Source organism: Prevotella marseillensis (assembly GCF_900625065.1).
Classification (GTDB): domain Bacteria; phylum Bacteroidota; class Bacteroidia; order Bacteroidales; family Bacteroidaceae; genus Prevotella; species Prevotella rara.
Genome location: NZ_UYXY01000001.1, coordinates 2,508,179 through 2,523,315, shown reverse-complemented (window position 1 = coordinate 2,523,315; position 15,137 = coordinate 2,508,179). Strand labels below are relative to the sequence as shown.

The 15,137-nt window shown below is 45.8% G+C and carries 14 protein-coding genes; 9 read left to right on the top strand and 5 right to left on the bottom strand.

All coding sequences use genetic code 11. From position 1 onward, the window contains the following. Positions 1 to 167: 167 nt before the first annotated feature. Together EJL04_RS10200 and EJL04_RS10195 are read right to left on the bottom strand one after the other, a co-directional pair. Entirely contained in the window at positions 168 to 935 is a 768-nt protein-coding gene (locus tag EJL04_RS10200) for an ABC transporter ATP-binding protein (protein WP_021854235.1), read from the bottom strand. A gap of 3 nt (positions 936 to 938) precedes the next feature. Further along, positions 939 to 1,685 (bottom strand): MlaE family ABC transporter permease, encoded by a 747-nt coding sequence (locus tag EJL04_RS10195; protein ID WP_021854234.1) that lies wholly within the window; start codon positions 1,683 to 1,685, stop codon positions 939 to 941. A 165-nt stretch (positions 1,686 to 1,850) separates the two neighbouring features. Here EJL04_RS10195 and lptB point away from each other — a divergent pair, with 165 nt between their 5' ends. Beyond that, positions 1,851 to 2,681, top strand: coding sequence for an LPS export ABC transporter ATP-binding protein (gene lptB / locus EJL04_RS10190; RefSeq protein WP_021854233.1), 831 nt, complete (start codon positions 1,851 to 1,853; stop codon positions 2,679 to 2,681). Positions 2,682 to 2,800: 119 nt separating this feature from the next. Here the strand turns inward: lptB and EJL04_RS10185 are convergent, their stop codons facing one another. From EJL04_RS10185 to EJL04_RS10175, 3 genes are read right to left on the bottom strand one after another with little or no spacing between them, the layout of a single operon-like run. Further along, on the bottom strand, positions 2,801 to 3,268 hold the full coding sequence (locus tag EJL04_RS10185) for a MaoC family dehydratase (protein WP_125104862.1): 468 nt from the start codon (positions 3,266 to 3,268) through the stop codon (positions 2,801 to 2,803). A 41-nt stretch (positions 3,269 to 3,309) separates the two neighbouring features. Then, positions 3,310 to 3,771 carry a nucleoside-diphosphate kinase gene (ndk, locus tag EJL04_RS10180; RefSeq protein ID WP_021854231.1) on the bottom strand — a complete coding sequence of 154 codons (462 nt, stop codon included), beginning with the start codon at positions 3,769 to 3,771 and terminating at the stop codon, positions 3,310 to 3,312. Positions 3,772 to 3,825: 54 nt separating this feature from the next. Beyond that, a complete protein-coding gene (locus EJL04_RS10175) occupies positions 3,826 to 4,386 on the bottom strand; it encodes a flavin reductase family protein (RefSeq protein WP_053399187.1) in 561 nt (186 codons plus the stop codon). Positions 4,387 to 5,146: 760 nt separating this feature from the next. On the opposite strand from EJL04_RS10175, the gene EJL04_RS10170 reads away from it, so the two are divergent. From EJL04_RS10170 to clpX, 8 genes are all read left to right on the top strand, one after another. Then, the gene (locus tag EJL04_RS10170) at positions 5,147 to 6,880 is read left to right on the top strand and encodes a hypothetical protein (protein ID WP_125104861.1); all 1,734 of its coding nucleotides are present in this window, start codon (positions 5,147 to 5,149) and stop codon (positions 6,878 to 6,880) included. 249 nt (positions 6,881 to 7,129) lie between these two features. Continuing rightward, positions 7,130 to 7,618 carry a bacteriocin fulvocin C-related protein gene (locus tag EJL04_RS10165; RefSeq protein ID WP_125104860.1) on the top strand — a complete coding sequence of 163 codons (489 nt, stop codon included), beginning with the start codon at positions 7,130 to 7,132 and terminating at the stop codon, positions 7,616 to 7,618. Positions 7,619 to 8,074: 456 nt separating this feature from the next. Beyond that, on the top strand, positions 8,075 to 8,449 hold the full coding sequence (locus EJL04_RS10160; protein WP_125103787.1) for a transposase: 375 nt from the start codon (positions 8,075 to 8,077) through the stop codon (positions 8,447 to 8,449). A gap of 35 nt (positions 8,450 to 8,484) precedes the next feature. After that, positions 8,485 to 9,459, top strand: coding sequence for an IS3 family transposase (locus EJL04_RS10155; protein WP_241209926.1), 975 nt, complete (start codon positions 8,485 to 8,487; stop codon positions 9,457 to 9,459). A gap of 230 nt (positions 9,460 to 9,689) precedes the next feature. After that, the gene (locus tag EJL04_RS10150; RefSeq protein ID WP_241209982.1) at positions 9,690 to 11,276 is read left to right on the top strand and encodes an ATP-binding protein; all 1,587 of its coding nucleotides are present in this window, start codon (positions 9,690 to 9,692) and stop codon (positions 11,274 to 11,276) included. Between the two features lie 324 nt (positions 11,277 to 11,600). Next, positions 11,601 to 12,959 (top strand): trigger factor, encoded by a 1,359-nt coding sequence (gene tig, locus EJL04_RS10145; RefSeq protein WP_021854226.1) that lies wholly within the window; start codon positions 11,601 to 11,603, stop codon positions 12,957 to 12,959. A gap of 131 nt (positions 12,960 to 13,090) precedes the next feature. Continuing rightward, positions 13,091 to 13,798 (top strand): ATP-dependent Clp endopeptidase proteolytic subunit ClpP, encoded by a 708-nt coding sequence (gene clpP / locus EJL04_RS10140; RefSeq protein ID WP_125104859.1) that lies wholly within the window; start codon positions 13,091 to 13,093, stop codon positions 13,796 to 13,798. A 67-nt stretch (positions 13,799 to 13,865) separates the two neighbouring features. Continuing rightward, positions 13,866 to 15,098, top strand: a complete 1,233-nt coding sequence (gene clpX, locus EJL04_RS10135; RefSeq protein ID WP_053399172.1) for an ATP-dependent Clp protease ATP-binding subunit ClpX — start codon at positions 13,866 to 13,868, stop codon at positions 15,096 to 15,098. Positions 15,099 to 15,137: the final 39 nt, after the last annotated feature.

Below are 15,137 nucleotides of genomic sequence, written 5' to 3'. Positions count from 1 at the left end.
ACCGCAATGCATAAGTCCGTTTATTTGTAAATTTAATGATTAAGGTCAAGTCTGTTCATCTTATTAAGGTGTGTTGTCACAGATGTTTTTATCTCATGTCGTCAGACGGTATAATAAAAAACGGCATCCGCATGTGCGGATGCCGTCTCTGTTGATATTTCTGTTGTTTACATTTCCTTGTTAATCACGGCGTTGCGCATCTTTTTGAGCAAGTCGCTCGCAAATATGAAGTCGGTCAGCTTCTGGTTGCTCGAGCCCATTATGTCGGCGCTCACGCCCTGCCATTCCTTGTGTCCTTCGTATATAAAGATGATGTTCTCGCCGATGCCCATCACCGAGTTCATGTCGTGAGTGTTTATAATCGTGGTGATGTTAAACTCGTGCGTGATGCTATGCAGCAGTTCGTCAATCACGAGCGACGTCTTAGGGTCGAGTCCTGAGTTAGGCTCGTCGCAGAACAGATATTTAGGATTAAGCGCTATGGCTCTGGCTATTGCCACACGCTTCTGCATACCGCCCGAGAGTTCGCCCGGAAACTTTGATCCGGCGTCCTTCAGATTTACGCGGTCGAGACATGTCTTGGCGCGCTGTATGCGCTCGCGGAGGTTCATGTTAGAGAACATGTCGAGCGGGAACATAACGTTCTCGAGCACCGTCATCGAGTCGAACAGCGCCGCGCTCTGGAAAATCATGCCCATCTCCCTGCGCAGCATTATCTTCTCCTTCTTGTCCATGGCCATGAAGTTGCGTCCGTCGTAGAGCACGTCGCCGCTTGTAGGCTCGAGCAGTCCCACGAGGTTCTTCACGAGCACGGTCTTTCCCGAGCCGCTTTGTCCGATTATCAGGTTTGTCTTTCCGCTGTCAAAAACGGTGCTGATGTCTTTCAGCACTTCTTTTTCACCGAAGGATTTGCAGAGGTTCTTAACTTCAATCATGGCCTATGAAAGTATTTGAGTTAAAAATACGTCGGAGAACAGCACAAGCACGCTGCTAGTAACCACGGCGTTGGTGCTCGACTTGCCCACCTCGACCGAGCCTCCCTCAACGGTGTAGCCGTAATAAGACGACACGCTCGTGATGATGAACGCGAAGAAGAGGCTCTTGATGATGCTCATATACATAAACCACGGGTTGAAGTCGTGCTGCAAGCCTATCGTAAGGTCTTCCGCGCTTATCACGTGTCCCAGATACGAGGTGGCGTAGGCGCCGATGATGCCTGATGCCGTGCTGAATATAACCAGGAACGGCATGATGGTTATCATGCCCATGATTTTCGGCAGGATGAGGAAGTTGGCCGAGTTGACGCCCATGATGTCAAGTGCGTCTATCTGCTGCGTCACTCTCATCGTGCCTATCTCCGAGGCAATGTTAGAGCCCACCTTTCCGGCAAGGATAAGACACATTATTGACGATGAAAACTCGAGCAGCATGATTTCGCGCGTTACGTATCCTGTAACGAAGCGCGGCATCCACGGGCTCTGTATGTTCAGCTTTATCTGTATGCAGATTACTGCGCCGATAAAAAACGATATCAGCAGCACAATGCCTATCGAGTTTACGCCCAGCGATGACATTTCCTTCAGATACTGCTTCATGAACATGCGCATGCGTTCAGGCCGCGAGAAGGCACGGCCCATAAGTATCAGGTATTTACCGAAACTTGTTAGATATTTGTCTATCAGCATTGTCTTAAAAAGTCTGTTATATAATTTCTCTTGGCGTGAAACCGCTACAAAAGTAACCAAAAATTGATAAAAAACTGCAACAAGTTCAAGAGTTTTTCGATTCTGTAGATATTATTAGATACAATTTTACTACTTTTGCATAAATAAACATTGTTACAGTCTTAAATGAACGGAGAAAAAGATTTGAATGCGGGCATGCAGCAGGGCGAAGGCATGGTGCTGCGTGCCGAGGGACTGGTGAAGCGCTACGGAAAGCGCACCGTTGTTAACGACGTTTCGATCAACGTGAAGCAGGGCGAGATTGTCGGACTGCTCGGACCTAACGGTGCCGGCAAGACAACGTCGTTCTATATGACCACAGGTCTTATCGTGCCCAACGCGGGCCATATATATCTGGGAGACAAGGAGATAACCGACTTTCCTGTATACAAGCGCGCAAGGGCGGGCATAGGCTATCTGCCGCAGGAGGCAAGCGTGTTCCGCAAGCTGAGCGTTGAAGACAACATCATGGCTGTGCTCGAGATGACGGGACTGAAGCGTGCCGAGCGCGAGGAAAAGCTGGAGAGCCTCATACGCGAGTTCCGCCTGAACAAGGTGCGCAAGAACAAGGGTGACCAGCTTTCGGGAGGTGAGCGCCGCCGTACTGAGATTGCGCGCTGTCTGGCCATCGATCCTAAGTTTATCATGCTCGACGAGCCCTTTGCCGGCGTAGACCCTATTGCCGTTGAGGACATTCAGCACATTGTGTGGCAGCTTAAATACCGCAACATCGGCATCCTTATAACCGACCACAACGTGCAGGAGACCCTGAGCATCACCGACCGTGCATATCTGCTGTTCGAGGGCCGCATATTGTTCCGTGGTACGCCTGAACAGCTTGCCGAGAATAAGATTGTAAGGGAGAAATACCTCAGTAACAGCTTCGTTCTCCGAAAGAAAGACTTCCAGCTTATCGACGAGGAGAAAAAAGCACGCGAGGCAGAGGAAAACGGTTAATTAATTCATAATTCACAATTCATAATTCATAATAGGGTTGATTATTTTCACAATAAACGAAACGACGTATCCGCCAATCAATTATGAATTATGAATTGTGAATTATGAATTAAAAAGATTTATTTATTGAAATAGTACAGGAATGTCGCAATGCCGGTCAGGGCTTTCTTGGGCGAATCCTTTATCTCAATACTGAACTTTATTTCGGCCTTTACCGTTCCGCGCAGGTTCTCAATGCTGTGCAGGTCGGCCACGAGGCGTATTGATTCGCCTGACTTTACAGCCTGTCCGAACTTCATCTTGTCCATGCCGTAGTTCACCATCATCTTCAGGTTGTTTACCTCAATGATCTGGTTCCACAGATAGGGCAGCATCGACAGCGTGAGATAGCCGTGGGCTATAGTTGTCTTGAACGGGCTCTCTGTCTTTGCGCGCTCCTGGTCTACGTGTATCCACTGATGGTCCAGTGTGGCGTCGGCAAACATGTTTATGCGTTCCTGTGTCAGCTCTACATAGTCAGACACTCCGATGTTCTTGCCGAGCAGAGCGGCAAACTCTTCATAACTGTTGATAATTACTTTATTCACTTTTCTTGATGTTTATAGATTTGTAAATTAGTTGATTTCAATCATACTCCGTCGGGACTGTAGAGATACTGCGCCAGCGGGTCGGCATAGTCAAACAGCTCTTCGGGCTTGAAGAATCGCTTAATCTCTATTGCGGCGTTCTCCGTGCTGTCAGAAGCATGTATTATGTTCTCCTGTCCGCTCATAGAATAGTCGCCTCTTATTGTTCCCGGCGCAGCCTTGCGTCCGTTGGTGGCTCCTGTTATGGTGCGCACCACTTCAACTGCCTCGCATCCCTCAACACACAGAGCCACCACCGGGGCAGCCATCATTGAGGCTTTCACGAATTTAAAGAATGGTCTTTCGGCCAGGTGGGCGTAGTGTTCGTTGAGCAGTTCGTCTGTCAGCTGCATCATCTTCATGCCCACAATGCGCAGGCCTTTGCGCTCAATGCGGTTTATTATTTCTCCGATAAGCCTTCTCTGCACGGTGCAGGGCTTCAGCAGTATTAGTGTTCTTTCCATGTTATGTTTTGATATTAAGGTTTTTCTATGTTCAGTTGTTGCCGTTGCGGCGTGTCATTTCAGCTCCTTGCCGTCAGAGAAAGCGTTGCCTGCCTTGGCGCCGATTTTGCGGTATTCGTTGTTGAACGGGTCGAATATCACGGGGGCAGCCTTCTCCACGTCAACCTTTCCGTCTTCGCCTATAACGCTCTCGTCAACGCTTACGTTCACAATCTCGCCGCGCAGTATGCACGTATCAGGATTATAGTCTATCAGACGGCACTCAACGGCCACGGCAAGTTCGTCAATCAGCGGAGCATCGACAAACTCCGACTTGGTGGCATGAAATCCTGCACGCTCAAACTTGTCTGGCACATTGTTTCCCGACACTAGTCCTACATAGTCGCATGCCACGATATGTGCGGCGTCGGCCATGCTCACCGTGAATGCTTTGCGTTTCAGTATGTTCTTCACTGTCTTGTGTCCTGCGCTGAGACACATGCTTATCTCTTTTATCTCGCTTATGCCGCCCCACGCTGCGTTCATGGCGTCGGGTGTGCCGTCTTCGCCGTATGTTGCTATGATGAACACCGGCTGCGGATATGTCAGCGGCTTTGCTCCAAAATTCTTTCTCATAATGCTTTAAGTTCTTTGATAACTGAAAGTTAACTTACAAAAATACAAACTTTGTCTGACACAGGCAAATTATTTAAGTGAAAAGCGAACAATCCGATTGAAGATTAAGTGAAGAGCAGGCGCTGCGCGAAGGCGCAAAGCGCAATGAAAAATTAAAATATAGAGTGGTGATAAGAAGCAACAAGGCTATTGAGGTCATCCCGCACTCAATGCGGGATCCAAAGATTAAGAGAGGCTCAAAAGTAGCACCACTTCGGGTGCACGTTCCTCATTATAGAATATCCGGGCGTGGCTCCGCGGAGCTTCGCCACACCCGGTTACGAAAGTGTAGCCCTCCGGGCTGCTTCGCCAGGTTTAAGTGAAAAACGAAAAGAGAAAAGTGAAAAATCCAATTGCAGAACTACTTTATAGCAACAAAGCATTTGACTTTAACTCCTAGCCAACTTGTTGGCGATAACTACTTTAACTCCCGTCTTGCGAAAGTTAAAAGTGAACAATCTAAATGCGGAGTTGTGAAAGTCGGGAGTGAAGAATTTGAATGTAAGTAGTAAGCCAATTAAAATGAATTTATTATATTTGCACTGCGCAGAACTTGTCTGTTCACTGCCTAAAATGCAAAAACACTATAAAGAACTGATGTCAAACGTTTAAAACAGACTTTGCGGGCAATGCTCACGGTAAGACACAATTCGGATAACTTCACTCAAGATAAAATACTACAGGGCATATGACTTTAACTCCTTTAACTACTATAACTTCTTTGACTACAAGAATACTCCCCTTCTTGCTGCTCTGCGCAACATTCTTTTCTTGTCGTGACGGAGGCAGGGCGGAGGGCATATTGCGCACAGCCGACAGCCTTATGGAGGAACATCCCGACAGCGCGTTGGCGATATTGAAGCACGACTCACTCGAAATATGCCGTTCGGGTAAAGACTTTCGCCTGTGGTATGCTCTGTCGCGCACCGAAGCCGACGACAAATGCTATATCCTGCATGTGTCAGACTCGGCCATACGTATAGCCGCAGGGTGTTATGATTCTTACGGCAGTGCCCTTCAGCGCGTACGTGCTGATTATCTTCTCGGTCGCGTTTATTGTGACATGCATCTCTACGGCCACGCCCTTACATCGTTCAACAAGGCCATTGCCGTTGACGCGGAGAACGATTCTGTCATCAATCGCTATAAAGCCCGTGCCGCCACATGGGCAGGATATGTTTATGAGGTTGAGGGCTTGCATAAAGATGCGTTGCGATATAATAAGTTGGCATACGGATATGCCAAGAAGGCCGGTGCACAGGTTACAGAGATTTATTCGTTGAGAGACATTGGGCGGTCGTATCGTGATCTAAAAAGAAATGACATTGCCATACCTTATTATCAACAAGCTGCAAAAAAAGCAAAAACTATTGATGACGCGAACCTTTATAATATGGTTATGGAGGAATTGGCAGGTATATATATTGAAGAAGGTCGGCTTGATGAAGCCTATGCGGCATTGAATACGAAATTTCTGGCAACGACAGACAAAGACATTGCGTCTCATTATTACATTTGGGCTATGTACTTTGAGAAAATAGGGCAGCTTGATTCTGCCGTTGCATATGATAAGCGTGGGATGAAATATAGCGAAATTTCAATAAAGAGGGATGTCTCTTTAGACTTGGCGCGACTGTTAACGAAGCAGGGCAAGCGTGACGAGGTAATGGAATATTATGAGAAATATTCTGTATATTCTGACTCTGTGGAAGCAAGTGAGCTGAAGGAAACATCGGACATGTTGTTGCAGGTGGAAAAGAGTATAGATGTGGAGCGTAAAAATGCGGCTTTGGCCTCCTCGCAGTTACGCCTTGCAGCAGTAATGTCTATACTGGTTGTTGTGGTGGTTATTGCCTCGGTGGCTTTGCTGGGGATGTATCTCAAGCGCAAGAGAAAGCAGCGGGAGCAGCTGGAGCGAGTGAGACGTTATCGCCTCGAACGCAGCATGAAGGAAAAACAGCGCGCGCAGCAGAACAAGGAGCGCATAGCCTTACTTGAAAATGAACTGATGGCATCAAACCAGACGCTGTCGGAACTGCGGCAGGAGCTTATCCGCAATGAGGCCGAGATGCTGAAATATAAAGACGCCTTGACAGCCTTTGAGCAGAAGCACGGCGAGCTGCTTGTGGCAGATTTGGCCGATACGGATGTGTATAAACTTTATCACGATCCGATTGCAAAACCTACATCTGCCGATTACCACATGCTTGTTGAGGCTCTGAACAAGGCATACGGTGATTTCACCTTGCGCCTAAAGGAGTTTTATCCCGACATACGTAGCAATGAGATGTGGATATGCTGCATGGTAAAGGCCGGTCTGACCTCTAAAGAGATATGCAACATTTCGTCTTATTCGTACAGTTCCATCGGCATGGCTAAGGTTCGCCTGTATGGTAAAATGCTCGGCAAGAAAGGTTCATCGAGAGACTTTGATACCTTTATCCGTGATTTTTAGATGTTTTATAATATGTTGATTTCCAAAGTTTTATTGCATGGACGGAACAATATGGTGAAGTTTTGTTAAGCTGATTGTTCACCTAAAGTTTTTCAATGTTTGTATATTTGACAAACTTTAAAGCGCTGAAAAAATCAGCAGGTGATGACCTCTGTTATTATTGCAGATAAAAACAAGCTGTGTGAGGCAGACATTTAGAATGTAAGTCCGTCGCTTGGTGATTAATGTTTAACTTAAATCTGATTTATCATGCAGAAGTGTGTATTAATGTTTTTCCTGTTGCTGGCACCGTATATGGTTTATGCACAGACAGACAGCGTATGCTGTGGCGACTCCGTGTCGGAGGCTTGGGCTGAAGCTAACAAAGACAGAATAGCGAAGATGACGCGCAGCGAATGGCTCAAACTTCCGACAGACGGGATTAGGCGTGCTGCATACACAAGGTTTTCTCCTGAACAGCGAGTGCAGTTCTGGAAAGATAAGCTGACGGACATCGCAGCTGACGATAAGTTGTCGGAAAAGGAAAAGAGCCATGTGATGAAGCTTTATGACTTTATAGACAGCCATCAAGGCTTGTTTACTGGTAAGCAGATTACTCCTGAACAGGAAACCGAAGTAAATGCGTTTATGGCAGGGTGGATGCAGACGGCAGAACGGCAGTTCAGATGGAGCCGGCAGATGGTGTATTCGATAGCCGCGTCAGGCGAAGAAATGGTGATAAAATATGAAAACGATTAATTTGTCATGCCTCCGGCAATGCCTTATATTGATGTTTGCCTATGAATTGCAAGGATTATTTATGTTCGTTCTTCGTGATGCTGCTGTCAACAATGGCGGCGTGTATATTTAATTGTTTCGAGTCTCTCTTCATATCCTCATTTGCAGGAGGGCTGTTTTTGTCGGCTGTCGTATGTTGGCGTTTGTCTGCCATACAGCGAAAGAGAGAAAACACAAACAGGCATTTTATGGCGATGTTGGCAGGTATTCTTGCTTTTATGATACCGTTTTATGCCGTTACTTTCTACGACTCTCTCATCTCGCTGATGCAGTCGTTGGGCTGGCTGCTTGCTGCGGTGCTGACGTACATCTGTTTTGTGTGCAGAATAAAAGCTGTATATGTCATTTCTGTGGTTGTCTGGCTTGTTTTTATAATTGTCTTACCCTGAAAAAAGTTGACTCATAAATAAAATAATTATGAGGAAAAATAAATCACAAAAGGGTCAATATCTTCAAAAAGTGATAGATCTTCGCTCTTCAGGTGTAAGTTTTTTGGGAATATCAAAAATAATTCCCGTATCAGAGGCTACAGTTCGCCGCTGGTGTGCTAAATTTGCACCTGAATTGTATTATGTCGATTTTATGACAAAGAAAAAGACACTAAGAGAGAAGCATGTTCGTGACTCAGTCAGCCTCCCGTCAGACATAGAGGCCCTTCAGGCCGAGATACTCCGTCTTAAGTCCGAACTGACCAAGGCCGAGATAAAGGCCGAGGCTTATGACGAGATGATAAATGTGGCCGAATCCGAGTTAGGCATCAGCATAAGAAAAAAATCTGGCGCCAAACAGTAACATTCCTGCACACGAAGAACCCTGTCCGATACAGGGTGAGACATCTTTGTGCGCTGTTTGGCGTAAGCAAGCAGGCCTATTACAAGTATGATGAGTCAAAGTCAATGATGAGGGCCGCCCGTGATGCCTTTGTGATTGAGTATGTCCGCAAGGTGCGCCGTATAGACCCCGGAATAGGCGCATTGAAGCTCTGGCACATGTACCGGCGTGATTTCAGCGGCAACAGTCCCGTCGGCCGTGACCGTTTTATAGAAATAATGTCATGTAACGGCATGATTCTCCGTAAAAGGTTGCGCCGTCCACGTACCACTGACTCAAGGCACGGTCTTCCGACATATCCCAATCTTATAAAGGAAATGTTGCCCCTCAGACCTAACCAGCTATGGGTCAGTGACATAACGTACATAATTATTTGGACAGACGACATACACTACCGTTTCTGCTACCTTTCAATTGTACTTGATGCATATACAGAAGAGATTGTAGGATACTGTGTCGGTCCGACGCTTGAGACGTCTTATCCCATTGAAGCACTGTGCATGGCTTTGGGAAGGCTGAAGGGCATGGACGGCATCAGCCTTATACATCATTCAGACCGCGGCGTACAATACGCAAGTTCCGAATATGTCAGGCTGCTTAATAAAAATGGTATAAGTATCAGTATGACGGAGACCGGGGATCCGAAGGACAATGCACAGGCAGAGCGTATTAATGGTACCATAAAGAACGAACTCCTTAAGGGTATGAGGTTCACCGACATCGGCCAGGTCAGGGAAGCCGTGGCAACGGCCGTGGACTTCTACAACAACGAAAGGCCGCACATGAGCATCAACATGATGACACCGGCACAGGCTGCTTCATGTCAGGGTGAGATATCTAAGCGTTGGAGCAGTTTTAGGACAAAGGCCATAAAAAACAGACAGGAATGCTCCGATATTGGAGAAGATGGACTATCTTTGCCTTCTGTTCATGGTGTCCTTTCCGGGCTACGCCCTCCAAGGACACCATGAACAGGGATTCTGTCCCGGTAAAAGTCAACTTTAATCAGTAATTAAAAGTAGAGTCAACCAATAACAGTTATAAGTTTAACCAGAGTCAACTTTAATCAGGGAATGGCTTGTTAGAAGTCAACCAATTTTAGGAAAGGACACATCCTTGGCTTGGAGACTTTGGCGTGATGAGTTGAAAATATAACTCGTCACACTATAATGCGTTGTATTCCAGTGCTTTATATGCCTTTGTGACGAGTGACGAGTTTTTGTCAAAACTTTTTGTGTATGCCTTGTTCAGGCAAAGGTTTTTCGGAAAACGCACCTTTTTTGCTGTTGAAATTATAGGAAAACGCACCTTTTGGGAGCCTTGTTTTATAGGAAAACGCAGTTTTTTAGTGCTGATTCTTATAGGAAAACGCACCTTTATGCCAAAAAAACATTATATTTGCAGTGAATTAAAAGGCAATATAAATATTATGTTATACAGAAAAATTGCAAGCCGTATAGAAGAATATCTTTCTTCAGATTCAGACAGGATGTTGTTGATTGACGGAGCAAGACAAATTGGAAAGTCGTATATAATCAGCTGGGTCGGGAAAAAAATGTTTTCTAACTATATTGAAATAAATATGGAAGAAGATAAGTTGGGCGACAGAGTATTTGCTGAAGCCAAGACTACAAGTGATTTTTATATGGCCTTGAGTCTAGTTGCCGGCGACAAGATGAAAGATAAGGCAAACACGCTTGTGTTCATAGATGAGATACAGGCTTATGACCATCTTCTGACTTTGGTTAAATTTTTGATGAGAGAAAAGAAATTTACTTATATTGCCAGTGGCTCGCTGTTAGGCGTGACATTGAAGAATACGCAGTCTGTGCCGATAGGAAGTCTGGATATAGTACATATGTATCCAATGGACTTCGAGGAGTTTCTCTATGCTAATGGTGTCGGAAAAGATGCTGTTGAGGCAATGCGAGAGAAATTTAATAGTCTTCAGGCACTGCCGGATACCATGCACAAAAAGATGATAGATCTTTTTAAGAAATATATTCTGGTAGGTGGTCTGCCCAAGGCTGTTGATACGTTTGTAAAGAGCCGCAACGTTGTTGAGTTCAGGTCCGTTCAGAATGAGGTTCATACATTATATGGAATAGATGCGTCGAAATATGAAGAAGAACACAGCCGGAAACTGAAAATACGGCGCATCTTTGACATGATACCTTCAAATCTTGAGAACAAGAAGAAACGTGTGGTGATAAAAGATATTGAGAATAAGACATGGAAAAGGACTAATGATTATCTGGATGAGTTTGACTATCTCATATCATCCGGCATAGCCCTTGAAGTAAAGGCTATAAGCAAGCCGTCTTATCCTTTGGTTGAAAACAGCGGTAAGAATTTGCTGAAGCTTTATTTAAATGACGTGGGTATATTATCCGGTATTTTTTATCGTAACAATATCACTGCCGTGATGTCTGATATGAGGAGCATAAATCTCGGTTCAATTTATGAGACTGTTGTTGCCCAGGAACTGAAAGCTCATGGGTATGAATTATACTATTATGATAATAAAAAAAATGGTGAGGTTGACTACTTGATTGATGATGCCGACAACTTGTCTAATATCCCAATAGAGGTTAAGTCAGGAAAAGATTATACCATTCACAGCGCTTTGGATAAATTTTTGTCTAATGATGAGTATAACATAAAAAGGGCTTATGTGCTTTCCAATGAGCAGAATGTCTATATGGAAAATGGTGTGACGTATATTCCGGTTTATTATGTCATGTTTTTTGAAAATGTATCCAATGTTGTCGGACAATTTCTAGATTAGCCGGCAGATCGTATCAAAATGCTGGAGAAGTGGATTTATTTACGTTTATAACCCTATGTATTGGCATTTTCTGTTGTGTGGTGTTTCCGTAAGTATTGACAATAAGGTGCTTGTATGAAGCAAGAGCTAAATTTTTCCATACTTTGGCGATGTAGAATCTTTGGTATAAAATTGTCAAAAAAATATGCTGAAATATTCAGCCGAGATGTTTAAAATGATAAATTTTGCAGGTTTTTTCCTATTATATTAGGTAATTACGTCAATATTGACTAATTTTGCACCTCAATTTGATTAATAATTTAAAAACAATATAAACATTAAACGATGAAAATTTCATTTGAAAATCCCGACAAAGTCAACGGACTGCTGACTTTGACAGTCGAAGAGGCTGACTACAAAGAGAATGTCGAGAAGACACTGAAGAACTACCGCAAGAAGGCTAACGTGCCCGGATTCCGTCCCGGCATGGTGCCCATGGGCATGATAAAGAGACAGTTTGGAACAACTGCCAAGGTTGACGAAATCAATAAGCTGCTGGGCGAGCAGATTTACAAATATGTAAAAGACAACAACATCCAGATGCTGGGCGAGCCGCTGCCTTCAGACAAGCAGGAGCCGGTAGACATGGAGAAGGAAGCTCCCTACACATTTATGTTCGATATAGCTGTTGCTCCTGAGTTCAAGGCTGAACTGACAGGCGACGACACAATAGACTATTACACAATAACTGTTGACGACAAGATCATCGACCAGCAGATAGACGTGTTCGCATCTCGTGCTGGCCACTACGACAAGGTAGAGGACTATCAGGCAAACGACATGCTGAAGGGCGACATCCGCGAGCTCGACGAAAACGGCAACACCAAGGAGGGCGGCATCACAGTTGAGGGTGCAGTGCTCATGCCTGAATATATTAAGGTGGAAGACCAGAAGAAACTCTTCGACGGAGCCAAGCTGGGCGACATCATCACATTCAACCCGAAGAAGGCTTATCCTGAAAGCGACATCGAGGTTTCTTCACTGCTCAAGATGAAGAAGGAAGAAGTTGCCGACCTGACAGCCGACTTCAGCTATCAGATCACTGAGATATCTCGCTATGTTAAGGCTGAGGTAAATCAGGAACTCTTCGACCAGGTTTACGGCAAGGACGTAATCAAGGACGAGAAAGACTTCCGCGAGAAGATTGCAGAGGGACTCAAGGCTCAGTTTGCCGTTGACTCTGACTTCAAGTTCATCCAGGATGTACGCAAGTATCTTGTTGACAAGGTAGGCGCTCTTACATATCCCGATGCCCTGCTGAAGCGCATCATGCTGAACAACAACAAGGACAAGGGCGAGGAGTTTGTTGAGAAGAACTACGAGCAGAGCATCAAGGAGCTTACATGGCACCTCATCAAGGAGCAGCTCGTTAAGGCAAACGGCATTAAGATTGAGGACGCTGACATCGAGGAGACAGCCAAAGAGGCTGCCAAGGCACAGTTTGCTCAGTATGGCATGAACAACATTCCTGAGGAATATATCGAGAACTATGCCAAGGACATGCTGAAAAAGAGAGAGTATATCGACTCTTTCGTTGACCGCAGCATTGACCGCAAGCTGACAGAAATCCTCAAGAACGTTGTTAAGCTCGAGAACAAGACTGCAACACTCGAGGAATTCAACAAAATGATGCAGGCAGAATAAAAAATATTTTTTTATAAAAAACTTCCGCATGTTAGGAGGTTATCGACTTTTTTTATTATCTTTGTTCCTAAGAACAGATAGAAAGGGTCGGTAACCTCCTTTCTTTCTACGAAAAATGAACTATAATAATTATGAACGATTTTAGAAAATACGCTACCGGACATCTTGGCATGAGCGGTATGGTCTTCGATGACGTAATGAAAGCTCAGGCTCAGTATCTGAACCCCTACATCCTGGAGGAGCGCCAGCTCAACGTAACCCAGATGGATGTGTTCTCACGTCTTATGATGGACCGCATCATATTTCTGGGCACACAGATTGACGACTATACAGCCAACACGCTGCAGGCTCAGCTGCTGTATCTCGACTCGACCGATCCCGGCAAAGACATATCTATATATATAAACAGCCCCGGCGGAAGCGTTACGGCCGGACTTGGCATATATGACACCATGCAGTTCATATCGAGCGACGTGGCCACTATTTGCACGGGCATGGCTGCGTCTATGGCTGCCGTGCTGCTCGTTGCCGGAACTGAAGGCAAGCGCTCGGCTCTTACTCACAGCCGCGTGATGATACACCAGCCGCTCGGCGGAGTGCAGGGACAGGCTTCAGACATCGAGATTGAGGCCAAGGAGATAATGAAATTCAAGAAAGAGCTCTACACCATAATATCTGACCACTCACACACTCCTTACGACAAGGTGTGGAAAGACTCTGACCGCAACTACTGGATGACGGCCGAAGAGGCTAAGGAGTATGGCATGATAGACAATGTGCTTATCAGAAAAGGCGGAAAGGCCGCAGCTTCTGTACAGAACGAGGGACAGGAAAAATAATGCATGAAGAGTGAAGCTCCAAGCACACGGAGCTTAATCAATACAAATATAAATATACGACAATCGGATGAATAAAGTTTGTAGCTTTTGCGGACGTAGCGAAAAAGACGTCAAGCTGCTCATAACGGGCGTTGACGGATATATATGCGAGAGCTGTGCCGTGCAGGCTTACGAGATAGTTAAGTCGACAGGACTGCTCGACGAAGACAAGCAAAAGCAAAATACTAAGTTTAAACTTAAGAAGGTGCCGAAGCCGCGCGAGATAAAGAAATATCTCGACCAGTATGTCATCGGTCAGGACGACGCAAAGCGCTGTCTGGCCGTGTCGGTGTATAACCACTACAAGAGACTTCAGCAACCGGAAGACGACAACGGCGTAGAGATAGAGAAAAGCAATATAATTATGGTGGGAAGCACCGGTACGGGCAAGACCCTCATGGCGCGCACCATAGCCAAGCTGCTCGATGTCCCCTTCACCATTGTAGATGCCACGGTGTTCACCGAGGCCGGATATGTGGGCGAGGATGTTGAGAGCATACTGAGCCGACTGCTTCAGGTGGCCGACTATGATGTTGAGGCTGCGCAGCGCGGCATCGTGTTCATCGACGAGATAGACAAGATTGCGCGCAAGAGCGACAATCCTTCCATAACACGCGACGTGAGCGGCGAGGGCGTTCAGCAGGGACTGCTCAAGCTGCTTGAAGGCTCGATGGTGAATGTCCCGCCACAGGGCGGACGCAAGCACCCCGACCAGGAGTATATTCATGTAGACACCAAGAACATTCTGTTTATCTGCGGCGGAGCCTTCGACGGCATCGAGCGCAAGATAGCACAGAGGCTCAACACTCATGTGGTGGGCTATAACTCGGTGCAGAACGTGCGCAACATCGACAAGAACGATCTCATGAAATACATCCTGCCGCAAGACCTCAAGTCGTTCGGACTGATACCTGAGATTATCGGCCGTCTGCCGGTGCTGACATATCTTAATCCGTTAGACCGTCAGGCTCTAAGGTCGATACTCGTAGAACCAAAGAACTCCATAATAAAGCAGTATATCAAACTGTTCGAGATGGACGGCATTGAGCTGTCGTTCACAGAGGACTCGCTCGACTTCATTGTCGACAAGGCCATGGAATACAAGCTCGGAGCACGCGGACTGCGCTCTATCGTGGAGAGCGTTATGATGGATGCAATGTTTGAAGTTCCGTCAAAGCGCGTCAAGACATTTGAAGTAACTCTCGACTATGCACGCCAGCAGCTCGAGAAGGCTCACTTCGAAAAGCTGGAGAGTGCTTAAGCCGGCAAGGCTCTTAAATATAAAGTAACATAAAACCGG